Here is a 23,170-nt window from a genome sequence, read left to right as displayed (position 1 = left end):
ATCGGGCGGATGCCCGTTTTCTACCAGACAAGACACCAAGTGAGCATGATGATGCTGTACCCGGACAAGCGGCAATCCGCGTTCTTGTGCCAGCCTCGCACCCAGACGAGAGGAAACATAATCGGGATGCAGATCGACGGCGATGGCTCGGGGAGTCATCGCCAGCAGCGCGGGCAGATGTTCGACCTGCTGCTGCAGCGCATCCAGGCAAGCGCGGTTGGCCAGGTCGCCGATATGGGCGGACAAGACAGCCTGCCCCCCGCCGGCCAGGCAAAGGCTGTTCTTCAGATCCGCTCCCAGCGCCAGCACAGCACCGTCCAGCCCGGCCGGCAGAGCAACAGGCGTGGGTACGTAGCCCCGGGCCCGGCGGATCATCCGGGGCCGGTCGGCAAGCCAGGCCTGTACCGAATCATCGCAGCGGTGCAGTATGGGTCTGTTGTGCAGCAGAAAGCCATCGGCCAGACCAGCCAACGCCAACTCGGCCTGCCGGTTGTCGGTACAGATGGGATCGCCACTCGCATTGCCCGAGGTCATCACCAGGGGGCCGCCGAATTCCGTCAGCAACAGCCAGTGCAGCGGCGATCCCGCCAGCATGACCCCGATGCAGGCCATGGCCGGTGCCAGCGCCTCGGGCAGTATTCCTTGCACTGGCTGGCGGAGTCGCGCTTTAGGCAACAGCAGGATAGGTGCCGCCGGGCTGGTCAACTGCGCCCGCTCGACCTCATTCAACTCGAAATAGATTGCTGCCTGGGTCAGATCCCGCATCATGACGGCAAAGGGCTTGGCGGGCCGGTGTTTACGTTGGCGCAGCAGGGCGATGGCCGCCGCCGAGCCCGCATCGCAGGTCAGTTGAAAACCACCAATCCCCTTGAGCGCCAGCACTCGGCCCTGCTTCAGCCAGCTACGGCATCGGGCCAGCAAGGCCGCCGGCGATCCCTCCTGCATTTGGCCTTCGGCGTCTTGCAGCCAGATGCGCGGGCCACAAACCGGGCAGGCAATCGGCTCGGCATGAAAGCGACGGTTCGCCGGATCTTCATATTCTTTAAGGCAGACAGAGCACAGCGGAAAACCGGCCATGCTGGTGTTGGCCCTGTCATAGGGCAGGCTTTTGATAATGCTGTAGCGCGGGCCACAGTCGGTGCAATTGATAAAGGGATAACCGTAGCGTCGATCATCCGGGTCGGTCAGCTCGGCGAGACACCGAGGGCACATCGCCAGGTCCGGCGGAAACCCGGCTCCCTGCCCCACGGCCTGACTGTTCACTACCGTGAAGGCTACTGGAGCAGCAGCAAAGCTGAAAGGTTGTGCCACCAGGCTCTCTATGCGGGCATGGGTCGGGCAGTCTGCCCGCAGCCGGCGGCAAAAATGCGCCACGGTGGCGGCATCGGCGGCCAGCCGAATCTCCACCCCGGCACCAACATTACACACCTCGCCCGATAATCCGAGTTCCGTCGCCAACCGATAGATCAGGGGCCGAAAGCCGACCCCCTGCACGCAGCCGGTTATTTGCAACAGGCTACCCTTCAGGCTTCGCGGGGCGCTGCCGGTTGCGGTGTTAGATGCGCCGCTCATCGACAGCCCGGGCCCAAAGGCATCAAATCTTCGGTCACGTAACGATGCAGCCGCTGGCACAGGGTTGGCAAAGCCCGCGCCACCGCGTCACCGAGTTTGGGGCTACAAGGCGCAAAGCGGTCCCCGCCAATCACAAAGAGATCGATAATGGGCGCCGGCGACACCAGCAGCGGCACCAGCGCCAGCAGTCCCTTGATGCCACCACCGTGTGCGAGATCTTCGCTTCCCGCCAGCGAGCCCGCCGTTACCTGGCAAAGGTGGCGGATCTCACCCGCATGGCCCGGACTCAGAAAGGCATCCACCAGTATGATGCGGCGGCAATGACGAAACAGCGGCAACAGGCTCACGCCCCCCATGCCCGCGTCCACCAGCTCCACCCCGTCGGGCCAGCAGAGCGTTTGGCACAGCGTAAAGGCGTGTATGCCGGCGGCATCATCACCCCGCAGTGGATTACCGACAAACAGGACTCTTACGCCGACGGCTTTGAATTGTGCTTCACGCGCTCCCACAGCCCCGTTCATGATGACATCCTCGTTCTGATATGCAGCAATCACCTCCGTCCCCCCGTAACCGAGACCTGCCGCGCAAGCCGACAACCTCTTTCAATTTCAATCTCAATCCAAAGCATAGTGCTTTCTATGTTGCCACCCGGCCGCGGAATCGACCGGGTTGCCTCGATGCGATGAACTACGCTTATTCGAGGCAGGCATGAACCAGGTGTAACCGAGCCCGAGCCCGAGCCTGAGGCTGTGTTCAGTCTGTTCAGTCGCCCGGAGGTGTCTCCGGCCCCTCCTGCCTGGTACCAGAGACCAAGGTTTATCCCGTCCAGGACAGGAGACGCACCATGACGGATGACAAACAACCGACGAAGGCTTCGGAAGATGCACTCGCCTCACGATTCCCTACCGCCTACACCATTCTTTTTGCCCTGATTATTGTGGTCGCAGCGCTGACCTGGATTATTCCGGCAGGCAAATACGACCGGGTCATGAATGAGGAGGTCGGCCGCGAAGTAGCGGTACCCGGCACCTATCAAACCGTCGCCCCCAACCCCCAGGGCTTTGTTGATGTGATGCTGGCGCCCACCGCCGGCTTCTACAACCCGGACAGCTATGTCGCCAATGCCATTGATGTGGCGCTATTCGTGTTGTTTCTCGGGGGATTTCTGGGGGTAATGAATGCCACCGGGGCCATCGACACCGGCATTCGCAGTGCCATGCGCCATCTGGCCGGTCATGAAATCTGGATGATCCCCATTCTGATGTCGCTGTTCGCTCTGGGAGGCACCACCTACGGCATGGCGGAAGAAACCCTCGCCTTCTATGCCATTCTGATACCGGTGATCATGGCCGCCGGCTTCGATGCCGTCACCGGCGTCGCCATTATTCTGATCGGTGCCGGTATCGGCGTACTCGGCTCCACCATCAACCCGTTTGCCACTGTCATCGCGGCCAACGCCGCAAATATTCCCTTTACCGATGGCATCATACTGCGCTTCATTCTGCTGCTGGGTGGCCTGCTGATCTGCATTGCCTATGTCATGCTCTATGCCCGGCGTGTCAAAGCCGACCCGTCCCGCTCGGTAGTGGCAAAGCAGTGGTCGGCACACAAAAAACTGTTTTTAAAATCGCACGATGACGATGCTCACAGTGCCAGACTGAACACCACCCAGATGATAGTGCTGGTCATTTTTGCCCTGACCTTTGCGGCGATGATCTGGGGCGTCTCCTCCCAGGGCTGGTGGATGGCGCGCATGGGTGCCTTGTTCTTCGGCTCGGCCATCGTCATTGGCATCATCGCCCGGTTGGGTGAAAAGAAACTGACCGGCAGCTTCGTGGACGGCGCCCGGGATTTGCTTGGCGTGGCGCTGGTGGTCGGGCTGGCCCGGGGCATAGTGGTGATCATGGAGCAGGGCATGATTGCCGACTCCATTCTACACAGTGCCGAAAATTCTCTGGGAGGCCTACCCGAACTGGCGTTCATCAACCTGATGTTCTGGATTGAAGTCGGCATGAGCTTCTTTGTGCCCTCGTCTTCCGGTCTGGCGGTGCTGTCGATGCCGATCCTTGCGCCGCTGGCAGACTTTGCTCATGTAGGGCGCGATCTGGTGGTCACCGCCTATCAATCGGCCAACGGCCTGGTGAACCTGATCAACCCTACCTTCGCGGTGGTGGTTGGCGGACTGGCCATTGCTCGGGTGTCTTACGACCGTTGGCTCGTTTTTATCTGGCCGCTACTGCTGATACTGACCGTATTCATCAGCCTGGTCATCAGTATCGGTGCCCTGGTGTGATACCCGAATTAACAGGAGCCAACCATGTCTGAATCAACCCCCGGCGTTCATTCCGAAACCGGCACCCTCAGGCAGGTGATCACCTGCCGCCCCGGGCTGGCACATCGGCGACTCACGCCCTCCAACTGCGATGCCCTGCTGTTCGACGATGTGTTCTGGGTCAAGCAGGCACAAAAAGACCATGACATCTTCACCAGCCTGATGCAGGCCAGAGGCGTAGAGGTACTGGACGTCAACGAGTTGCTGGCCCAAACCCTGAATATTGCGGAAGGTCGCGCCTGGGTGCTCGACCACCGCATTACCTGGAACCACATCGGCGTAGGCATGCTATCCGATCTGCGCGCCTGGATGGACGCGCTGCCGGGTAACACCCTTGCCCGGTTTCTGATTGGCGGGCTGGAGGTGACGGATCTGCCCTTCAACCCGGCTGGGTTGTTTGGTAATCATCTCGGTCAGTTCGGCTTCGTGCTGCCTCCCCTGCCCAACTTTCTGTTCACCCGGGACAACAGCGCCTGGATTTATGATGGCGTGACCCTCAACCCCATGTACTGGAGTGCACGCCGGCCGGAAACCCTGCTGATGGCCGCCATTTACCGCTTCCATCCCACCTTCGCCGGCAAGGTAAAAGTGCATTGGGGTGACCCGCTGGTTGACCATGGCCTTGCCACCCTGGAAGGCGGCGACATCATGCCAATCGGCAATGGTGCCGTGCTGGTGGGAATGGGCGAACGCTCTTCGCCCCAGGCCATTGGCCAACTGGCCAGCGCACTGTTCAAGGGCGACAGGGTGAACCGGGTGATAGCCTGTCAGATCCCGAAATCCCGTTCGGCCATGCACCTGGATACCATATTTACCTGCTGTGGCGGCAATGTAGTGACCGCCTTCAAGGAAGTGGCGGACGCGGTGATCTGTTATGACCTGCGTCCCGGCAAGGGCCGAAGCAAGCTGTCCTTTCAGCAGGACGCTCGCCACCTGTTTGAGGTGGTGGCAGACATTCTCGGTTATGAGGCGCTGCAGGTGGTGCCCACCGGCGGCGACAGCCCGGAAGAGCAGCAGCGCGAACAGTGGAACGATGGCAACAACGTGCTGACGCTAAGCCCCGGCGTGGTGGTGGGTTATGACCGCAACGACGATACCAATGCCGCACTGGAGGCCGCAGGCATCGAGGTGCTGGCCATTCCCGGTGCCGAGCTGGGCCGCGGTCGCGGTGGCAGCCACTGCATGAGCTGTCCCATCATTCGTGACCCGCTATAAGGCAAAGGAGCCCCATCATGGCCTTCAATCTCAAAAACCGTCACTTCCTGACCCTGCGGGATTTCACACAACAGGAAATCCACTTTCTGCTGAAGCTGTCGGCGGATCTGAAAGCCGCCAAATACGCCGGCACCGAGGTGGCAAAGCTACAGGGCAAGGACATAGCGCTAATCTTCGAGAAAAACTCCACCCGTACCCGGGTCGGTTTTGAGGTGGCGGCCTACGATCAGGGCGCCAGAGTCACCTATCTGGGGCCAACCGGCACTCACATTGGCCACAAGGAGTCGGTAAAAGACACCGCCCGGGTGCTGGGCCGGGTTTACGATGCCATTGAATACCGCGGCTTCGGGCAAGCCATTGTGGAAGAACTGGCACAGTACGCCGGCGTGCCGGTTTACAACGGGCTGACCGATGAGTTTCACCCGACCCAGATCCTCGCGGACTTTCTGACCATGCAGGAGCATGCAGACAAACCGCTGCGGCAGGTGGCTTATGTGTTCATCGGTGATGCCGCCAACAACATGGGCGACAGCCTGCTGCTGGGCGGGGCCAAAATGGGCATGGATGTGCGCCTGTGTGCCCCCAAAGCCTGCTGGCCAACCCAGACCATACAGCAGGAAGCACAGGCACTGGCGGTAGAAACCGGCGCCAGTATCATGGTAACCGACAACATCGATGCCGCCGTTGCCGGGGTCGATTTCGTCTATACCGATGTCTGGCTGTCGATGGGCGAGCCAAAAGAGCAATGGGCCGAGCGCATCAAGCTGCTGATGCCCTATCAGGTAAATACCGCCCTGCTGGCAAAAACCGGCAATCCCCGGGTGCGGTTCATGCACTGCCTGCCGGCGTTTCACAATACCGAGACCACCACAGGCAAGGAAATACAGGCCACCTTCGGCATTGATGCCATGGAAGTCACCGAGGCGGTGTTTGAAAGCCCCGCCTCCATCGTGTTCGATCAGGCAGAGAACCGGATGCACACCATCAAGGCGATTCTGGTCGCCACCCTGGGAGGCTGACATGCTGGTGGTCGCGGCGTTGGGCGGTAACGCCCTGTTGAAACGGGGGGAGCCACTGACGGCAGCGGCGCAGCGCAACAATGTGCAGCTTGCCGCCCGTTCACTGGCCGAGATAGTGCGCGCCGGACACCAGCTGGTGGTGACCCACGGCAACGGCCCGCAGGTAGGCCTGTTGGCATTGCAGGGGGCGGCCTACAAGCCGGATGAAGCCTATCCGCTGGATGTGCTGGGTGCCGAAACCGAAGGCATGATCGGTTATATCATCGAGCAGGAGCTGGAAAACGCGCTCGACCATGACCGACCGGTGGCGACCTTGCTGACTCAGGTGGTGGTGGACCCCAAAGATCCGGCCTTTGCCCACCCCACCAAGTTTGTCGGCCCGGTATATGAGCGGAGCGAAGCAGAAACCCGGGCAGAGGCCGCCGGCTGGAACATTGCTCAGGACGGTGATAAATGGCGCCGGGTGGTGCCGTCACCTGCACCGCTGGAAATTCCGGATTTACGGGTGCTGCAGTTGTTGATCAATCAGGGGGTGGTCGTGGTCTGCACCGGAGGCGGCGGCATACCGGTGCTGCGCAGAGCCGACGGCAGCATGACCGGAGTGGAAGCGGTTATCGACAAGGATGCAGCCAGCGCCCTGCTGGCCCGCCAGCTGGGGGCCGATGCGCTGCTGCTGCTAACCGATGTGGCGGCGGTGTACCGGGACTTTGGCACCGAGCAACAAACTCCGATTCATACACTGACCGTGACCGAGGCCCGAAAACTGAACATGCCCGCCGGCTCCATGGGCCCCAAGCTGTCGGCAGCATGCCATTTTGCCGACACCGGCGGTATCAGCGGCATTGGCAAACTGGCCGATGCCCTGGCCATATTGGCGGGCACGGCCGGCACCCAAGTGCGTGCCGACACCTCGGCGGCCAGCAGCTAGGGCGCCAATATCAGCAACTGCGGCGCCGTGTTGGCCAGCGCCTGATACACCCGCAGGCTGGCATAGGCGTCGTTGGCGGCATAACTCTGTTGGGCGGCAGATAACGACTCGGCCGCCCAGTTCGAGAGCGTCACCTTTCTGGATTTGGGCAGGTATTCACCCAGCACTATGGCCACCGCGGCCTGCAGCCCCACCTGCTGGCGATAACCCAGCCGCTTGACCGCCCCCGACAATTCTACAGTGGCGTGCAGCTCGACTCCCAGCAGGCGCTGCACCGGCCCCCGATCCGACTTGAGACCAAAGCCGACCTTGATAATACGCGACGATTGCATGATCTCGGCCAGCAGCTCCCTGCCAGACTCATTGCCCGTCAGGTGGCGAGCCATAAACAGAAAACCGTGCTCGGGGGTGGCCAGCTGCACCAGGTGCGGGCCTGTACTGGTTTCACCCACCATAAAGGTCGGTTTGCTTTCGGTATCAAAACCAACGTGGGTGCAGCGACGCAGCTGTTCACGGGCAAAGCTTGCCTCCTGCGCACTTTCAACCAGATGAATACGGTTTTGCGGCAAGCCACTGAACGCCGGAAATTCGAGCATGGCCTGTTTGGTGGGTCTTTCTAAAAACTGACGTTCGTCCATGTGGCCTCATGTAATGTGAAAAAATACCGGTGCTGCAGCGGACGATACACAGAACCTATCGCATTGATAAGCACAAGCAACTTAAGTTAACGGCACGGGGATGTTATACCTATCAGAACAAGACGGCGACAAGCTGGTGCAAGCACCGGTTAACGGTGACCCGTCGTCAGTTTTAATGAGCAGTTCAATTAGCATCACCAACCTGGAGAAATAATTGATGAGCGAAAATAAACACGACGCAAGCAACGCCGGAAAATGCCCGGTGATGCACGGATCTCACACCAAACTGGGTGACAAGGCCTCGGCCAATCGTCACTGGTGGCCAAACCAGCTGAATCTCAAGGTACTGCATCAGAACCCCGCCAACATGAACCCGCAGGGCGAACACTTCAACTACTCCGAAGCCTTTAAAACGCTCGATCTGGCGGCGGTAAAACAGGATCTGCATGCCCTGATGACCGACTCGCAAGACTGGTGGCCCGCCGACTACGGCCATTACGGTCCCTTCTTCATTCGCATGGCCTGGCACAGCGCCGGCACCTATCGCATTGGCGATGGCCGTGGCGGCGCCGGCAGCGGCTCGCAACGATTTGCCCCGCTCAACAGCTGGCCCGACAACGGTAACCTGGACAAGGCGCGCCGCCTGCTGTGGCCCATCAAGCAAAAATATGGCAACAAGCTGTCCTGGGCCGATCTGATGATCCTCACCGGCAACGTGGCGCTGGAGTCCATGGGCTTCAAGACCTTCGGTTTTGGTGGCGGTCGTGAAGACATCTGGGAGCCGGAAGAAGACATTTACTGGGGCGCAGAAGAAGAATGGCTGGCTACCAGCGACAAGGCCAACAGCCGCTACTCGGGCGACCGAAAGCTGGAGAACCCGCTCGCCGCGGTGCAAATGGGGCTGATTTACGTCAACCCGGAAGGGCCGGACGGCAAGCCTGACCCGCTCGCGTCTGCCCGTGACATTCGCGAAACCTTTGCCCGAATGGCGATGGACGACGTTGAAACCGTGGCCCTTACCGCCGGCGGCCACACCTTTGGTAAAACCCACGGCGCCGGCGATCCCGACCATGTGGGGCCCGAGCCGGAAGCTGCCCCGCTCGAAGCCATGGGCCTCGGCTGGATCAACAGCATGGGCACAGGCACGGGGGAAGACACCATTACCAGCGGCCTGGAAGGTGCCTGGACCCCTACCCCGACCCAATGGGACATGAGCTACTTCGACACCCTGTTCGGCTATGAATGGGAACTGACCAAGAGCCCGGCCGGCGCTCACCAGTGGACGCCGAAAGATGCTGCCGCCAAAGACACGGTGCCGGATGCCCACAACCCGAACAAGCGCCATGCGCCCATGATGTCCACCGCCGACATGGCGATGCGGGAAGACTCGGCATACCGCAAAATTTCCATGCACTTTCATGCCAATCCGGACGAATTCGCCGACGCCTTCGCCCGGGCCTGGTACAAGCTGACCCACAGAGACATGGGCCCCATCTCGCGCTACCTGGGCCCCGAAGTACCGAAAGCAGAGCTGATCTGGCAAGACCCGGTACCGGCGCTCGATCACGAGCTGGTCAATAGCCAGGACATCGGCAGTCTCAAGGGCAAACTGCTGGCATCGGGCCTGTCGGTCTCCGAGCTGGTGTCTACCGCCTGGGCATCGGCCTCCACCTTTCGTGGCTCCGACAAACGCGGCGGCGCCAACGGTGCCCGCCTGCGTCTGGCGCCGCAGAAAGACTGGGAAGTCAACCAGCCGGTGCAACTGGCCAAGGTGCTGAAAGTACTGGAAGGCATTCAGAGCGATTTCAATCAGGCGCAAACCGGCAACAAGCGAATATCGCTGGCCGACTTGATCGTGCTGGGGGGGAATGCCGCCATAGAGCAGGCCGCGAAAGACGCCGGACACACCATAGAAGTGCCTTTCACGCCGGGCCGCACCGACGCCTCAGAGGAGCAGACCGACGCTGACGCCTTCGCACCGCTCAAGCCGGAGGCCGACGGTTTTCGCAACTATCGCCGCACCAAATTCACCGTGTCGGACGAAGAAATGCTGGTGGACAAGGCGCAGCTGCTGCAACTGAGCGCGCCGGAAATGACGGTGCTGGTGGGCGGCATGCGGGTACTGGATGCCAACTACGGCAAGGCACAACACGGTGTCTTTACCCGACACCCCGAGACACTGAGCAACGACTTCTTCGTTAATCTGCTCGACATGAACACTGTGTGGCAGCCCGCCGCCGGTGAGGAGGATGTGTTTGAGGGATGTGACCGCAAAACGGGGAATGTGAGGTGGACGGCAACGCGAGTCGACCTGATCTTCGGTTCCAACTCCCAGTTACGGGCCGTATCGGAGGTCTATGCCCAGGCTGATGCCAAAGAGAAATTCGTGCGTGACTTTGTCACCGCCTGGAACAAGGTCATGAACGCGGATCGCTTCGACCTGACCTGATGCAGCCCCACGTTAAACCCGTCGCCCCGCGATACCTCCACGTCACCCCCGCGAAGGCGGGGGTCCATACAAGACACCGTCACCCCCGCGAGGGCGGGGGTCCATGCTCAGTGCGGCTCAACTCCCCCGCCCGGTCCAGGTGAAACACCTCCAGATCCCGCGCCAGAAACAGATTGCCGCCGTAATGTGCCCTCGCCTCCTGCTCTATATCCCGAATGCTGATCCCGGGGCCGCCGTCTTTATAACGCGGGCTGAAATGGGTGAGGATCAGGTTGGCCACCGAGGCTTGGGCTGCGAATTGCGCGATGCTCATGGCCGAACTGTGCTGCGGCCCGGCGCCCAGCTTGTTGGCGATGACCCGGGTAAAGGTAGCCTCGTGCACCAACACATTGGCCGAGCCGACACGCTCGGCGAGCAGGGCTGGATTGTCGTTGTCACCACAGATGATGATCTTACGCGGCGCTCTCAATGCCAGCAGATAGTCGCGGCCGTCAATAACACCCCCGTTCGCCAGTGTGACCCGCTCGCCCCGCTGCAGCCGCCCCCACAAAGGCCCCGGTTCAATCTTGTCTGCCTTCAGCTTTTCTACATCGAGCTTCTGGGGCTGCCCCGTTTCGACAAATTCATAGCCAAACGACGGCACCCGATGAGACAGCGGCAGCGCCGAAATATTGAAGCCCTCCACCGCCACCCGCTCTTGCCGCTCGGTCAGCGTCGCGACATCAATAAAATGCAGCGGATAACACAGTGTCAGATGCGTGGCCTCCTGGGTGGCATTCACCCAGTCCTGCAGGGCGGCGGGCCCGATGATGGTGAGCGGCGCACTGCGCCTCGACATGGCCGCGCTGGCCAGCAAGCCCGGCAGACCATAACAGTGATCGCCGTGCACATGGGTGATACAGATGGCCTGCAGACGATTCAGCGACAAGGAGGTATGCAGCAGCCGGTGCTGGGTGCCTTCGCCACAGTCGACCAGAATCCAGGGCTTGGCACCGGCCTTTCTCAGCGCCAAGCCCGAGACATTTCGGCTCTTGGTCGGCGACCCCGAAGAGGTGCCTAAAAAGATGAGTTCCATGTTCCGCCCTTCGCTCGTTTTTGCCGCATATACGGCGTGACGTGTTTTGTAGGGTCGAATTTATTCGACCAATGGCGTTCCCGGGTGATCCGCTGGTCGATTGAAATCGACCCTACAAAAAATGGCTCTCGCAGAGCATCCATTCATGCGGTGCACCATTTCCGCTGGTCACGTTTTTACCCGGCAGGGCTGAAAAATATCGCCAGCCACACTGTGATACCGTCTGGCCGGGTATGGCTGACCTTGTGCCTGTCATGGGCGGGAATATGAATGAAATCGCCCTTGTTCAGGGTCACTTCCCGGCCATCTTCAAACGCCAGGGTGCCCGACCCTTCCAGCACCATGACCCACTCGTCTTCATCCTGATCGTACCAGCCCGCCTCGGGCGAGCTGTGCCCCTTGGACACAATGCGCTCTATGCGGACATTCGGCGTGTTGAGCAAGTCCAGAAAGTGCTCGCTCGACAGATCTGAAGGCATGTTTTCAGCGATATTTTTCATAGCACTCTCTTTTCATGGCACTAGTTTGGGCTCGGGTTGCTGTGAGATATAAAACCTTGCTGGATGAACCGGTTACGTGTCTTTTCCAAAGCCCCAATGTCGCTGCATTTCAAAGTAAAGAAACGACGCCGTCCAGGTAATGAGTACCAGGCCGGTCAGAGACTCTATTCCCGTTAAATACCTCAAGTTTCCATTCGGCTGAATATCACCAAACCCCAGAGTCGAGAAGACAGTGAATGAGAAATATCCGCAATCCATCAGACTGCCGTCAAAGTTCCCACTCAAGTGCCCCCAGCCATCGGCTCGATTCATGAAGTAATAAGCAATGGCAAATATCCATATTTCGATGGCATGTGCCACCAGAGAACCGCAGACACCGAAAACAATTCTATATCGGTGGCTTATCTTCATCTTTGGAATGTACAGAGTGATACGGTAACTGAAACTCGTAATGAACCATCACCGAAACGGCGACCACCATAGCGTTTATCAGGAAAACATAAATCATCCAGGCTCACCACATCTTGGCTTTTCAACTTTCAGCATCTTATTCGACACAAAGATCAACACCCAACTTGGCCAACGACTGCTAATCGTTGCCAGAACCAGCATAAAGCTGCCGACACTGCCCGGCCTTGTTAGTGAGTTATCCAACCTGCACCTCTTTAATAGAGGGGTGATTTTCGAATAATCGCTTGAAGAATAGAAAACAGCCATCTGAATCTGTCATTTTGTTTTTACCCAACAGCTTCTCTTTGAAGCTGCGGAACTTCTCGACCTGAAACACCCAATCCAACTCTTCGGCCGGATCATCGCCTGCTTCAAACTGGGCACAAGCGCCAATCAAGTAGCGGTTACCCTGATACTCCAGCTCGCTATACCAACCCCAGTCTTCGGCATCGGGCTCTGTAATATCAAGTTGTTCCCTTAACTCGTCTCGCAACCATTCCAATAACGATATTCCGTACACCGGATTGATGGGATTCTCTTTTTCTTTTGCAACATCAAACATCGATGTCTTGAAGTAAATCGCCTGGTTCATAGCTATCCCTGGCCACTAGCAACTTGATCCCGATAAGCAGGCACGCCGCGAGAATGTATCCGCACGCAGTGACACCTTTCGAGGCATCTTGCCGGCCTTCACTGCGATCCCTTTACGTTTTCCATCAACACGAACCGTCTGATCTGGCAGATTCGCTTTTGTATCTTACATTCTAAAACTATTTTACCGCCGTGTTCACCGCCACATTGCTGCCCCTGACGCGACAGGCTTGAACAAGTGTAAGTAAAATGCGGGATGAGATCCCGTCACCTTCATGATTCATAGCCATTTTTCTGCTTCCGCAATCACCGTTTTTACCCGGTTAGGTAACGGCTTTCGCAACTGAACCCCAAGGTAAAGGGTTTCGCTGACCGGATTGGAAAGTCGATGGGTTCTGACAAGATCGGGCTTTGGAAACGCCCCCACCGCATGGGCCGGTAACACGGTAAAACCCAGTCCCATGCTCACCGGCTCCAGTATCAGGCTTATCTGGTTGGAGAATCCCTTCTTTTCGAACATCTTGCTGTGCTGGAACTCGGGGTAGTTGGCCCTCAGCAACAAGCCCGCATGATGGGCGCCATCGGGATGATCGATAAAGCCCAGCGCCATCAACCGCTCCCAGTCGGGCTCGGAGACTGCCGCTGGGGTGACAAGCAGCAGGGTTTCTCTGGCAATGGGTCTGCAGCTCACTTCCGCAAGCGTCGACGTGCGGGTCATGAAGCCAATATCGACGTCGTGACCCGCAATGGCGGATTCCACATCGCTGTTCGGCGCAAACCGATAATCAATAACCAGCTTCGGATGCTGCCGTTGCAGTTCCAGCAGATGGGGATAAAGCTTGAGTCCCACACTGCCGGGAGACATCACCCGAATCATCCCTTCAAAGGCCGGGTCCTCACCAATGCGTTGTTCAAGACTCGAAAGAGACTCAATTATGGTCTGCGCCTCACGGTAAAGCCGCTCGCCGGCATCCGTCAGCGTGAACTGCTTACCCTGTCTGAGCAGCAAGTCCTGTCCCAACTGCTGTTCCAGCTTTCGTACATGCTGGCTGACGCCAGACTGCGTCATGTGCAGCTGTTCGGCCGTACGGGTGAAATGGCCGACGTCAACCAGAGTGCAGAAACTGCGTAGCCAGATGGTGTTTATCATTACGCTTCATACTCACATGCATGACAAATGATAATTTTATGTAATCTGTTGCGCTTTGTACACTGTCATCACTTCACCAAAGGAGAGCAGAAAATGAGCAATGTTTATCCCAGAAACTTTTCACATATCGGCATTTCGGTGCCCGATCTGGAAGCAGCCGTTAAATTCTATACCGAAGTGATGGGCTGGTACCTGATAATGGCGCCCACCGAAGTCACGGAAGATAACAGCCCCATAGGTGAAATGTGTACCGAGGTGTTCGGTGCAGGCTGGCAACATTTTAAAATCGCCCATCTATCAACCGGCGATCGGGTTGGCGTAGAGCTGTTCCAGTTCAAGGACCAGGTCAATCCGGAAGACAACTTTGAATACTGGAAAACCGGCATCTTCCACTTCTGCGTGCAGGATCCGAACGTGGAAGAGCTGGCCGAACGCATTGTGGCCGCAGGTGGTAAAAAGCGGATGGAAAAGCCCCGTTACTACTATCCGGGTGAAAAGCCCTATCGCATGATTTATATGGAAGACCCTTTCGGGAACATTCTGGAAATATACAGCCACAGTTACGAATTGATTTACAGCGAGGGCGCCTACTAAAAAAGGAAAGGGTCGGGCTCGCTACCGCCTGGGTCTTGCGGGTGGCCGGGCCCCTCCCTTCCCTGTTATCGATATTCTGCTGTCGTCAAAAATTTGAACTCATATGAAGCTTTTTCATTATAGGCGGCGCGGGTTTGAAATTGAAAGGGGGACGGGAGCGAACATGGATATGCAGCGCTTCGCCACACATCTCCCGCACTGTGCCTGCAAGTGATTGAAATTTAACACGCCATTTTCTCTATGTTACCCTGCCTAATCGCCTTGTTTATTCACATGAACAATCAAATGGATTGACCATCCATATCTTTGAACCAACACGCTGACAGCCAACTGGAGGCCAACTGGTGAACCTGTTTTCAAGACTCTCTCTGCTGATCCTGTGGCTGCTCTGTGCTCCCCTTGCGAGTATGGCGCACGCCCAAACCCAGGACACGACCGAATCTCCCCCTTACGCCGCCCTGGCCGAAATACTGGAAAACGAACAAGCTCGCCAGAAACTGGTTGAAGAGCTGCGCAACATGGCCGAACAACAGGCCCCTTCTGCCAATGCGGCGGTCAACGATGTTGTCGAGCCGGCAGAGCCTACCCTGCCCGGCCAGTTGGCAGAAACCACCAGCCAGATTGCCGGCAGTCTCGGGGATCAGCTTGATAACCTGCTCGAGGTGGCGAAAAACCTGTTTGACGGCAATGTGGCGGGTGACAATGGCCAGTTCGACTCGGCCGCCTTCATGAGCGCCAGCATCAACCTGGGGCTGGTGATACTGGCCACTCTGGTGCTGTTCTGGCTGCTGCGACGGCTGGCTCGACCACTGTTTGTGCGCCTGAGTCACTGGTCACGTCACGGAGAAGGTAAAACGCCGGTACTGCGACTGGTGGTGTGTGTAGCACTGGCCAGTGCCGTAGATGTGCTGGCCGTGGCACTGGCCTATGTGGCCGGAAACCTGGTGGCGACCTTTATGGTAGGAGAAACCGGCGAACTGACCACTCAGGCATCGCTGTTTCTTAATGCCTTTATGGTGATCGAGCTGCTCAAGGCCGGGCTGCGGGTACTGTTTTCCTCCCGTTATGAAGGGCTGCGGTTGCTGCCTATCGACTCAAGCGAAGCCGAATACTGGAATCGCTGGCTGGCCCTGCTCATCGGCCTGGTCGGCTATGGCGTTATGGTGCTGGAACCCCTGATCAACATCAATATTTCGCCCACCCTGGGCCAGGGCGTGAATACGCTGATCATGTTTGCTGCCTTCTTCTATGCGGTAGCAGTGATCCTGAAAAATCGCCTGCGCCTGCGCCATGCCATTCGTGCCAGAGCCGAAAAAAGCACCATTTCCGCAGGTCAGTTCAGCCTCATATTGCTTTCTCGCACCTGGCATCTTATCGCCCTGGCCTACTTTCTGGTGGTGCTGGTATTAACGCTGCTCAGCCCGGCAGAGGCCCTGCCCTTTGTGTTGTTTGCCACCCTCAAAACACTGGGCATAGTGGTGCTGGGCATACTACTTTCCAGCCTGCTGAGCCAGACCATAGGCCGACGCATTACCCTCTCGGACGAATTGCGCCGCAAGTTGCCGCTGCTGGAAGCACGGATAAACAGCTATGTGCCCAATGCCCTGCGCTTTCTTCGCTTTTTGATCGTCATTGCCGCCATTCTGCTGGTACTGAACGCCTGGCAGGCGCTGGATCTTGCGGCCTGGTATGCCTCGGAGTCCGGCGGCAAGCTCATGGGCAAGATAATTGGTGTTGCCATCATACTGTCTGTGGCCGCCGCGCTGTGGGTGGCCTTTGCCAGCATGATTGAGCACAAGCTCAATCCCGAAACCGGCGGCGGCGAACCTTCTGCGCGGGTGCAAACCCTGCTGTTGCTGTTTCGCAGTGCGCTGGCGGTCACCCTGGTGACCATGACCGCCATGATAGCGCTGGCCGAGATCGGCATTAACATAGGCCCGCTTATCGCCGGTGCCGGTGTACTGGGCCTGGCCATCGGTTTTGGTGCCCAGAAACTGGTGCAGGACATTATTACCGGGGTGTTCATTCAGATAGAAAATGCCATGAATACCGGTGACGTGGTCACCCTGGGCGGCATTACCGGCACCGCCGAAAAACTCAGCATTCGCTCGGTGGGCATTCGCGATCTCAGCGGCACCTATCACATTATTCCGTTTTCCAGCGTGGATACGGTGTCCAACTACATGCGCGAGTTCGCCTTCCATGTAGGTGAATACGGCATCGCCTATCGCGAGAGCATCGACGAAGCCATCGCCCACCTGCACAATGCCTTCGACGAACTGGCCGCCAGCGAAGACAACAAACACGAGATACTGGCGCCGCTGGAAGTAGCCGGTGTTATCGCCCTGGCCGACAGCTCTGTGGTGATCCGGGTGCGTATCAAGACCACCCCGGGCATGCAGTGGGCTGTGGGGCGCGCCTACAACCGACTGGTGAAACTGCACTTCGACAGCGCCGGCATCGAAATCCCCTTCCCTCACAGCACTGTGTATTTTGGTGTGGGCAAAGAAGGTGAAGCGCCCTCTGCCAACCTTAGGGTGATGCAGCAGGACTTTGATATCGATGGCCGCCCCGGCGGACATGCCAGATCTGGCGAACAGGTGATGGTGGCAAAAGCCAAGTCTGCTGTCTCTAACGATGCGCCCAACGACCGCGACTAAGCGGACTCGTTACGCAACAAGGCCGGGTATTGCCCGGCCTTTTTTATATAAACGCCGTTCAGACAGCCGGTTGCATGGGGCGGGATTTGGGGCTGACGCTCAGTATCCACAGGGCCAGCATAACCAGCAGCACCGACGCCGCCGCCAGGGTAAAGAAAACTGCATCCAGCGTTCCCGTGGTGTCGCGGAGGTAACCGGCCAGCAGGTTGCCCAGAGTGCCCCCAAAACCAAAGGTCACCATACAGATACCGCTGATTTGCATAGTGGCGGTAGACGAATAGGTCTGACCTATCCAGCCCGCCAGTATGCCCCACATGGGGAAATACATCAGACCGTAACCAAAGCCGGCCACCAGCGAAAAACGGGCCGGATCATAGATAAACGCCAGCAATCCCAGCGCGAAGCCGCTGAAGATCACCAGCAGTGCCACGCCGTGACTCTTGCTGTCGGCCAGCCGGCCGGTGAGTACGCCGGCCACCATACCAGTGATCCCCGCCGTGGCCCAGGTGTAGCCACCCAGCGCGACCGGCAGCGCCAGTTGATCGAGATAGGTATTGAGCCAGTTGGAAAAAGGCATGGTGGTAAAGCCGACCAGAAAGCAGATAAGGCAGGCAAACATGGCGGTTCTTTCACGGCAAATGGTGGAAAGCAGTTTAGAGGCGGGAATGATGGACTCGGGGAGCTCTGCCGTGGCGGTTAACGGTTTGTTCAGGCTCCTCAACATATACCAGGTCAGGCCCACGACCAGCATGCCCACTCCCCCTGCAATCTGCCAGCTGTGTTGCCAGCCCAATACGGGCACCACCAGCAGTATCATCAGGCCATTCAGGCCATAGCCCCAGGCGGTGCCGCTGGACGCGGTGGAAAGATAGGTCGAACGCTGCTCGGAACGGGCATAACGGCTGATGATTTCCACTATGGTTCCCCAGCTGATGGCCGCACTGGCGGCCAGGCAGGTCAGCGCCAGGGTAATGTATAGCGGGTTTTCGAGTTGCGACATGGTAAACAGCAGGCCGGTAGTCAGGGTGCCGGTCATCAGCGACAGGCGGGCCGTACCCAGACGGTGGCCGAATAATCCCAGCAACATGGCACCGCCAAGATAAGCCAACTGGGTAAGTGCACCAATGGCGGCCAGATGCCAATGGCTGAGGCTGATCGACTCCCGCATCAGCGGTACCAGGGCGGCAAACAGAAACATGCCAAACCCATGGCTGACTATCTGATTCATTCCAAAAATGACGGCCATTTTCATCGCTGACGCTCCCTGATCCTGTGATGAGTAAGTAATCAGGCCATCCTGAACGCTTGTTAAAATTCGGTAAATCGATAAATATCAATATCTGCCTTCAACAAGATTGAAAACTCAACATGCGTGATTTACCCATTACCCTGTTACGCACCTTTGTGATGGTGGCGGAAACACTCAACCTGACGGTGGCCGCAGGCCGGCTGCACCGGGCCCCCTCCACCATCAGCATGCAGCTGAGCAGGCTGGAAGAGCTGGTGACCACAACGCTGCTGGAACGGGGGCAATATGGAGTTCGGTTAACCCCGGCGGGAGAACAGCTCAGATCTCACGCGCAACAGTTACTTAACCTGCACGACCGGATCCTGGGCTCGTTCCAGAATGCGGATATCGACGGCAAGGTGCGCTTCGGCACCCACGATCAATACGCAACCCGCAGCCTGACACCGCTGCTGGAAGCCTTTGTGCTTAACTACCCGGAAGCACGGCTGGAAGTATTCTGTGATCACCGACCTCACCATCTGCTGTCACTACTCAGAGAAGGCAAGCTGGACCTGGCCCTGGTCGAAATGCCGGTGTTGTCTGATGGAGGGCTGCGTCTCGACCGGGACGAGCTGGTGTGGGTTCGTTCACACACGCACATGACCCATCTGCGGGACCCCTTGCCCCTGGCGGTGTTTGTTGACGGCTGTTATCACCGGGACTCCGCCTGCCAGGCGCTGGAGAAAATGGGGCTGCCCTATCGCATCGCCTTTACCAGCCAGAGCCGGGCCGGCGTGCTGGCGGCGGTGCGCGCGGGCATAGGCGTGGGGGTGATTCCGCGAAAAACGGTCGAACCGGACATGGTGGTGGTGGAACAAGGGCTGCCGCCCCTGCCGAAAACGAATACCAGCCTGTTTATAGCCGACCAGGTTAACGAGGCAACCACTCGCCTGGCGCAGACAATTGAACAGAGCCCGCAGTTCACCCATACCACGACGGAACACCTGGTTGATATGGCCACCGAGCCTTGTGAGTGACACCGCATATACCCAGCAAATTGATTGTCGAGGATCTGATCATGAAAAACGTTTTGAATGTGTTTACCGCTCCTCATCCGCACTGGGTTGGCGACGGCTTCCCTGCAAAGACCCTGTTTTCCTATCAGGATCACGGAAAGTCGGTCAGCCCTTTTCTGTTGCTCGACTATGCCGGCCCCATGCAGTTTTCCGCTGCCGATCACAAGCGTGGCGTGGGCGTGCACCCTCACCGCGGGTTTGAAACCGTCACCCTGGTTTATGAAGGAGAAGTCGCCCACAAGGACTCAACGGGTCAGCATGGCACCATAGGTCCGGGAGATGTGCAGTGGATGACCGCCGGCAGCGGCATATTGCACGAGGAGTTTCATTCCGAGGCCTTTACCCGAACCGGGGGCATGCTTGAAATAATGCAGTTGTGGGTCAACCTGCCGCAAGACGACAAAATGACCTCCCCCGGTTATCAAACCATCACCGCCGGGCAAATCCCTTACCTTGAAGTACCGGACCAGAGTGGCACCTTACGACTCATTGCCGGTGAACTGGCGGGGTTAACCGGCCCGGCCAGAACGCATACTCCCATGCTGGTGATGGATGGCATCCTCAAAGCATCGGCCCGCTATCAGCTTTCCATCGAAGAAGGCTGGTCTGCGATCGTGGTGGTACGAAAGGGAGAGGTAAAGGTTAACGGACAACCCCTTACGGCAGGCCAGACCGTCATTTTATCGCAGGTCGGGGTTGGCCTGGAGCTGGAGGCGACTCAGAACAGTGAACTGCTTATTTTGAGCGGAGAGCCTATTGATGAACCTCTGGTTGGCTATGGCCCTTTCGTGATGAACACCGAAGCCGAAATAAAACAGGCAATGACCGATTTTCAGACGGGAAAATTCGGTGCATTAAAACACGGCTAGCAGATGTTGATCCTTGCCTTGTGTGCCACCGTCAGGAGGCGGTCACACCCGCACCGGCATTTCAGTCTGCAAAATACGTCAACCCGAGCGCCCTCAGGCGCATCCTGCTTCACGTTACGGAGGTGAACAATGAGCAATAAAACCCGCATAGTCGCCTTTTCAGGCAGTTTAAGGAAAGATTCATACAATACCGCCGCGGTTCGGGTGGCCATGGAAATGGCACCGGCAGACTGTGAAATTGAACTGCTCGATATCGGTACCCTGCCGCTATACAACCAGGAACTGGATGGCGACAAGGCACCGCGGGAAGTGCTTCAGCTGGCAGAAAAGGTAATGGCCGCCGATGCCATTCTGTTCTCTACACCCGAATACAATTACTCGGTGCCCGGCGTATTAAAAAATGCCATCGACTGGTTATCCCGACAGAAGCCACAGCCCTTTGCCGGCAAGCCCGCCGCCATCATGAGTTCAAGCATGAGCGCATTCGGCGGAGCCCGGGCGCAATATCATCTGCGCCAGATCATGATTTATCTCGACGTACATTTCGTGAATAAGCCCGAAGTGATGATCGCCCGGGCTCATGAAAAATTTGATAGCCAGGGCCAGCTTGCAGATGCCACTACCCGAGACTTTATCGGTCAGCTGGTAACCGCATTGATAGCACTGCACCACCAGCTCTCGCCTTCGGAGGCTGCCAAAAAGTAATTCACCGCAAGCGGTAGCAATCCTCTGCGATCTGGTTGCCGGCTCTGCGAAGCCGGCAGCCGGGGGAATTCCGGAGCGTATGGCTGCAACCTGCCGGATCGTACTCAGATCCCGGTGCAAAGCTCGATGATATTACCAGAAGTACTATCCGCCAGATGGCGGAGCAGCGAGCCTTCGGATCCGGGGCCAGTGCCCTTTGTCCACCACTCCAACTCGCTACCAAGGTACCGAGCACCACTGGCAGACACCGCGATCTTCATGGTGTATTCGCGGCCCTGATACTGGACCCTGGCCGAATCGGTGGAGGGATAGTTTACCCTCATCGTTTCGCCGCTCTCGCACCGATACTGATGTTCGGGGAACGTTGACGGCGCCGCCATATTCGCCTGGCCGTCCATTTTCTCCTGCGGAGAACTGGCACAGGCAGATAGGAGTAGGATGGATGCGAACATCAAGGGAGTAAATATTTTCATACGAGCCTCCGTTTTGTTGGTGTGGTGTGGTTTGACTATTTATCCCAGTATTCATGAAGAGCTCTTTCGATGGAAGGCTTCTCAAACTCGTAATCACCGCTTTCAAGACACCATCTCAAATACATCACTACTGATTTTCGTTGGATATTGCTTAGCGTTGTCAATTGTGAAATCGAATATGGATCTTGCGCCTCGCATCAGCGGCCTGAATTAACGCGTAGCAGAGTATTAAGCATGGACTGTCAGAAATCCACGGTAAAACACCCTCCCCTGCGAGCTTAATTGTTCAAAAAAAACCTCACCTTGTACTTAACATAAAAACAGCGTAACGTGCTGTTTTTATTGGGCACCTTAACTCATGGTATTTTTCTGACACAAGGAGAATATTATCAATATCAATCAAGGTGATCATATTTATCATCCCGGTTATGGTATCGGTGTAGTCCAATCCATTCGCAGTGTTATGAGTGCCAAGGAAGCAAGAGAAATTATTAATCATTTAAAAAAATGGCAAGGAAAACTCAGCGGGAAATGGAAAGTTCGTGCTACGGCTAATCAGGCAACTATCGATAAAGGTGACCCGTTTGGCTACGCTGAACTCGTAAAAGGGCTGAGCGTTATGCAAGAACAGATCACGCTGAGCGCGACTGACCGCAAACATTTAAACCATGGCATAGAGTTTCTTTGTGAAGAACTGGCCGATGCCTTGGGAAAAACTCACGACAGAGTACGTCAGATCATTGACAAAGCCACCGCTTCACAGCCCACGGTAGCGTAACCCACCTCTTCAGTGGGATGTAATCAAGCAGCACTTTACTACTGGCCTGCCCAGACCGCAGGCCAGTCTTTTTTCTTTTGAAAGAAAAAAACCGGTTTCTTCGATTGCTATGTATTTGGCTCCGACCATACGGCATACTCATTTCCATTTGGATCACTGAAATGAAAACGGCGACCACCCGGAAAAGGGTAAATATCCTTAACGATCTTCCCGCCAGACAACTTCACTTTCTCGAGAGTGGCTTCCAGATTGTCACTATAAAGGACAATCAATACACTTCCGTTGTGGGTCGTAGCCACCTGCTCTGACTTAAAGAATCCGCCATCCAGGCCGGCGTTCTCAATCGCTACGTATTCAGGGCCGTAGTCGACAAACGACCATCCAAATGCATCACCAAAGAACCTTTTTGTTGCTTCAAGATCTCGTGAAGGAATTTCAACATAGTTTATTTTTCCGGTCTCTTTCATAGGTTTCTCCTTGATGCATAACGCCCAAAACAGCGGCGACCATCGACGCACTGCTAGCCTTGTTACATTTTTAACTTATGAATACCTCACCAGGCATGTTCAGTCTTATTTTTCGGTACCGAAATATATACCTGCGGCAAGCATCCTAGCAGATTCCTCCTCATTTAATTCATAGATGAATTCTTCTACTACATTATCTCGATCAATAACTTCTAAAACAGTTAAGGAAACAAAATTACTAGCAATTTCATACCTGTCATTATATAACCTAAGGGGCCTTATCTCATCAAACACTTTACGTGAAAGAAACAGAGATAAACGTTGAATAAACTCTTGCTTCTCGGTCATATCTTGTAGCTGATACGCCCAGCGAACACCCATATCATTGACTACCTCTTCAA

23 protein-coding genes are annotated in these 23,170 nt (G+C 56.9%); 11 read left to right on the top strand and 12 right to left on the bottom strand.

Annotation, left to right across the window (positions count from 1 at the left end):
* Together hypF and UN63_RS14315 are read right to left on the bottom strand one after the other, a co-directional pair.
* Positions 1 to 1,572 (bottom strand): carbamoyltransferase HypF (gene hypF, locus UN63_RS14320; RefSeq protein ID WP_104487752.1); only part of this gene is annotated, 1,572 nt, incomplete at its 3' end.
* On the bottom strand, positions 1,569 to 2,093 hold the full coding sequence (locus UN63_RS14315; RefSeq protein ID WP_104487750.1) for a hydrogenase maturation protease: 525 nt from the start codon (positions 2,091 to 2,093) through the stop codon (positions 1,569 to 1,571). The genes hypF and UN63_RS14315, both read right to left, overlap by 4 nt.
* Before the next feature lie 323 nt (positions 2,094 to 2,416).
* Here UN63_RS14315 and UN63_RS14310 point away from each other — a divergent pair, with 323 nt between their 5' ends.
* Genes UN63_RS14310 through arcC form a run of 4 tightly spaced genes read left to right on the top strand, consistent with a single transcriptional unit; the run spans position 2,417 to position 7,066 of the window.
* The gene (locus UN63_RS14310) at positions 2,417 to 3,865 is read left to right on the top strand and encodes a YfcC family protein (protein ID WP_104487747.1); all 1,449 of its coding nucleotides are present in this window, start codon (positions 2,417 to 2,419) and stop codon (positions 3,863 to 3,865) included.
* A 24-nt stretch (positions 3,866 to 3,889) separates the two neighbouring features.
* Positions 3,890 to 5,119: an arginine deiminase gene (locus UN63_RS14305; RefSeq protein WP_104487745.1), complete on the top strand. Its 1,230-nt coding sequence runs from the start codon at positions 3,890 to 3,892 to the stop codon at positions 5,117 to 5,119.
* 17 nt (positions 5,120 to 5,136) lie between these two features.
* Positions 5,137 to 6,138, top strand: coding sequence for an ornithine carbamoyltransferase (locus UN63_RS14300; protein ID WP_104487743.1), 1,002 nt, complete (start codon positions 5,137 to 5,139; stop codon positions 6,136 to 6,138).
* A gap of 1 nt (position 6,139) precedes the next feature.
* Positions 6,140 to 7,066, top strand: a complete 927-nt coding sequence (gene arcC, locus UN63_RS14295; protein ID WP_104487741.1) for a carbamate kinase — start codon at positions 6,140 to 6,142, stop codon at positions 7,064 to 7,066.
* On the opposite strand, the gene UN63_RS14290 is transcribed toward arcC, so the two are convergent.
* Complete coding sequence (locus UN63_RS14290; protein ID WP_104487739.1) at positions 7,063 to 7,704, bottom strand: 3'-5' exonuclease; 642 nt, start codon at positions 7,702 to 7,704, stop codon at positions 7,063 to 7,065. The genes arcC and UN63_RS14290 overlap by 4 nt on opposite strands.
* A gap of 217 nt (positions 7,705 to 7,921) precedes the next feature.
* Here UN63_RS14290 and katG point away from each other — a divergent pair, with 217 nt between their 5' ends.
* The gene (katG, locus tag UN63_RS14285) at positions 7,922 to 10,153 is read left to right on the top strand and encodes a catalase/peroxidase HPI (protein WP_104487736.1); all 2,232 of its coding nucleotides are present in this window, start codon (positions 7,922 to 7,924) and stop codon (positions 10,151 to 10,153) included.
* A 79-nt stretch (positions 10,154 to 10,232) separates the two neighbouring features.
* On the opposite strand, the gene UN63_RS14280 is transcribed toward katG, so the two are convergent.
* The 5 genes from UN63_RS14280 to UN63_RS14260 form a co-directional block, all read right to left on the bottom strand.
* Positions 10,233 to 11,228: a ribonuclease Z gene (locus tag UN63_RS14280; RefSeq protein ID WP_104487734.1), complete on the bottom strand. Its 996-nt coding sequence runs from the start codon at positions 11,226 to 11,228 to the stop codon at positions 10,233 to 10,235.
* 176 nt (positions 11,229 to 11,404) lie between these two features.
* Positions 11,405 to 11,728 (bottom strand): cupin domain-containing protein, encoded by a 324-nt coding sequence (locus tag UN63_RS14275; RefSeq protein WP_104487732.1) that lies wholly within the window; start codon positions 11,726 to 11,728, stop codon positions 11,405 to 11,407.
* 72 nt (positions 11,729 to 11,800) lie between these two features.
* Positions 11,801 to 12,088, bottom strand: a complete 288-nt coding sequence (locus UN63_RS14270) for a potassium channel family protein (RefSeq protein WP_219821182.1) — start codon at positions 12,086 to 12,088, stop codon at positions 11,801 to 11,803.
* Between the two features lie 286 nt (positions 12,089 to 12,374).
* A complete protein-coding gene (locus UN63_RS14265; RefSeq protein WP_104487730.1) occupies positions 12,375 to 12,770 on the bottom strand; it encodes a hypothetical protein in 396 nt (131 codons plus the stop codon).
* Positions 12,771 to 13,049: 279 nt separating this feature from the next.
* On the bottom strand, positions 13,050 to 13,919 hold the full coding sequence (locus UN63_RS14260) for a LysR family transcriptional regulator (protein WP_104487728.1): 870 nt from the start codon (positions 13,917 to 13,919) through the stop codon (positions 13,050 to 13,052).
* Between the two features lie 93 nt (positions 13,920 to 14,012).
* Here UN63_RS14260 and UN63_RS14255 point away from each other — a divergent pair, with 93 nt between their 5' ends.
* Together UN63_RS14255 and ybiO are read left to right on the top strand one after the other, a co-directional pair.
* Complete coding sequence (locus tag UN63_RS14255; protein WP_104487726.1) at positions 14,013 to 14,513, top strand: lactoylglutathione lyase family protein; 501 nt, start codon at positions 14,013 to 14,015, stop codon at positions 14,511 to 14,513.
* Between the two features lie 344 nt (positions 14,514 to 14,857).
* Positions 14,858 to 17,173 (top strand): mechanosensitive channel protein, encoded by a 2,316-nt coding sequence (ybiO, locus tag UN63_RS14250; RefSeq protein ID WP_229793543.1) that lies wholly within the window; start codon positions 14,858 to 14,860, stop codon positions 17,171 to 17,173.
* A 58-nt stretch (positions 17,174 to 17,231) separates the two neighbouring features.
* Here ybiO and UN63_RS14245 read toward each other — a convergent pair whose 3' ends face one another.
* Positions 17,232 to 18,425 (bottom strand): MFS transporter, encoded by a 1,194-nt coding sequence (locus UN63_RS14245; RefSeq protein ID WP_104487724.1) that lies wholly within the window; start codon positions 18,423 to 18,425, stop codon positions 17,232 to 17,234.
* Positions 18,426 to 18,541: 116 nt separating this feature from the next.
* Here UN63_RS14245 and UN63_RS14240 point away from each other — a divergent pair, with 116 nt between their 5' ends.
* The 3 genes from UN63_RS14240 to UN63_RS14230 all read left to right on the top strand — a co-directional run bounded on the left by UN63_RS14240 (position 18,542) and on the right by UN63_RS14230 (position 21,051).
* The gene (locus UN63_RS14240) at positions 18,542 to 19,438 is read left to right on the top strand and encodes a LysR family transcriptional regulator (RefSeq protein WP_104487722.1); all 897 of its coding nucleotides are present in this window, start codon (positions 18,542 to 18,544) and stop codon (positions 19,436 to 19,438) included.
* A gap of 41 nt (positions 19,439 to 19,479) precedes the next feature.
* Positions 19,480 to 20,346, top strand: a complete 867-nt coding sequence (locus tag UN63_RS14235; RefSeq protein WP_104487754.1) for a pirin family protein — start codon at positions 19,480 to 19,482, stop codon at positions 20,344 to 20,346.
* Positions 20,347 to 20,475: 129 nt separating this feature from the next.
* Positions 20,476 to 21,051: an NADPH-dependent FMN reductase gene (locus UN63_RS14230; protein WP_104487720.1), complete on the top strand. Its 576-nt coding sequence runs from the start codon at positions 20,476 to 20,478 to the stop codon at positions 21,049 to 21,051.
* 104 nt (positions 21,052 to 21,155) lie between these two features.
* Here UN63_RS14230 and UN63_RS14225 read toward each other — a convergent pair whose 3' ends face one another.
* Positions 21,156 to 21,524, bottom strand: coding sequence for an MliC family protein (locus UN63_RS14225; RefSeq protein WP_104487717.1), 369 nt, complete (start codon positions 21,522 to 21,524; stop codon positions 21,156 to 21,158).
* A gap of 463 nt (positions 21,525 to 21,987) precedes the next feature.
* Here UN63_RS14225 and UN63_RS14220 point away from each other — a divergent pair, with 463 nt between their 5' ends.
* The gene (locus UN63_RS14220; protein ID WP_104487715.1) at positions 21,988 to 22,302 is read left to right on the top strand and encodes a hypothetical protein; all 315 of its coding nucleotides are present in this window, start codon (positions 21,988 to 21,990) and stop codon (positions 22,300 to 22,302) included.
* A 107-nt stretch (positions 22,303 to 22,409) separates the two neighbouring features.
* Here the strand turns inward: UN63_RS14220 and UN63_RS14215 are convergent, their stop codons facing one another.
* Positions 22,410 to 22,769: a VOC family protein gene (locus UN63_RS14215; protein WP_104487713.1), complete on the bottom strand. Its 360-nt coding sequence runs from the start codon at positions 22,767 to 22,769 to the stop codon at positions 22,410 to 22,412.
* A 105-nt stretch (positions 22,770 to 22,874) separates the two neighbouring features.
* Positions 22,875 to 23,170: hypothetical protein (locus tag UN63_RS17105; protein ID WP_181068258.1), on the bottom strand; the 296-nt coding region annotated here is incomplete at its 5' end.

Origin of the sequence: Oceanisphaera arctica (assembly GCF_002936955.1) — a bacterium.
Lineage (GTDB): Bacteria > Pseudomonadota > Gammaproteobacteria > Enterobacterales > Aeromonadaceae > Oceanimonas > Oceanimonas arctica.
This window is presented reverse-complemented; position numbering and strand designations above follow the sequence as displayed.

Excerpts from the sequence above, each read along its gene's own strand:
- UN63_RS14315 (WP_104487750.1), bottom strand. The coding sequence starts at position 2,093 with ATGAACGGGGCTGTGGGAGCGCGTGAAGCACAATTCAAAGCCGTCGGC.
- UN63_RS14310 (WP_104487747.1), top strand. The coding sequence starts at position 2,417 with ATGACGGATGACAAACAACCGACGAAGGCTTCGGAAGATGCACTCGCC.
- UN63_RS14305 (WP_104487745.1), top strand. The coding sequence starts at position 3,890 with ATGTCTGAATCAACCCCCGGCGTTCATTCCGAAACCGGCACCCTCAGG.
- UN63_RS14300 (WP_104487743.1), top strand. The coding sequence starts at position 5,137 with ATGGCCTTCAATCTCAAAAACCGTCACTTCCTGACCCTGCGGGATTTC.
- arcC (WP_104487741.1), top strand. The coding sequence starts at position 6,140 with ATGCTGGTGGTCGCGGCGTTGGGCGGTAACGCCCTGTTGAAACGGGGG.
- UN63_RS14290 (WP_104487739.1), bottom strand. The coding sequence starts at position 7,704 with ATGGACGAACGTCAGTTTTTAGAAAGACCCACCAAACAGGCCATGCTC.
- katG (WP_104487736.1), top strand. The coding sequence starts at position 7,922 with ATGAGCGAAAATAAACACGACGCAAGCAACGCCGGAAAATGCCCGGTG.
- UN63_RS14280 (WP_104487734.1), bottom strand. The coding sequence starts at position 11,228 with ATGGAACTCATCTTTTTAGGCACCTCTTCGGGGTCGCCGACCAAGAGC.
- UN63_RS14275 (WP_104487732.1), bottom strand. The coding sequence starts at position 11,728 with ATGAAAAATATCGCTGAAAACATGCCTTCAGATCTGTCGAGCGAGCAC.
- UN63_RS14265 (WP_104487730.1), bottom strand. The coding sequence starts at position 12,770 with ATGAACCAGGCGATTTACTTCAAGACATCGATGTTTGATGTTGCAAAA.
- UN63_RS14260 (WP_104487728.1), bottom strand. The coding sequence starts at position 13,919 with ATGATAAACACCATCTGGCTACGCAGTTTCTGCACTCTGGTTGACGTC.
- UN63_RS14255 (WP_104487726.1), top strand. The coding sequence starts at position 14,013 with ATGAGCAATGTTTATCCCAGAAACTTTTCACATATCGGCATTTCGGTG.
- UN63_RS14245 (WP_104487724.1), bottom strand. The coding sequence starts at position 18,425 with ATGAAAATGGCCGTCATTTTTGGAATGAATCAGATAGTCAGCCATGGG.
- UN63_RS14240 (WP_104487722.1), top strand. The coding sequence starts at position 18,542 with ATGCGTGATTTACCCATTACCCTGTTACGCACCTTTGTGATGGTGGCG.
- UN63_RS14235 (WP_104487754.1), top strand. The coding sequence starts at position 19,480 with ATGAAAAACGTTTTGAATGTGTTTACCGCTCCTCATCCGCACTGGGTT.
- UN63_RS14230 (WP_104487720.1), top strand. The coding sequence starts at position 20,476 with ATGAGCAATAAAACCCGCATAGTCGCCTTTTCAGGCAGTTTAAGGAAA.
- UN63_RS14225 (WP_104487717.1), bottom strand. The coding sequence starts at position 21,524 with ATGAAAATATTTACTCCCTTGATGTTCGCATCCATCCTACTCCTATCT.
- UN63_RS14220 (WP_104487715.1), top strand. The coding sequence starts at position 21,988 with ATGAGTGCCAAGGAAGCAAGAGAAATTATTAATCATTTAAAAAAATGG.
- UN63_RS14215 (WP_104487713.1), bottom strand. The coding sequence starts at position 22,769 with ATGAAAGAGACCGGAAAAATAAACTATGTTGAAATTCCTTCACGAGAT.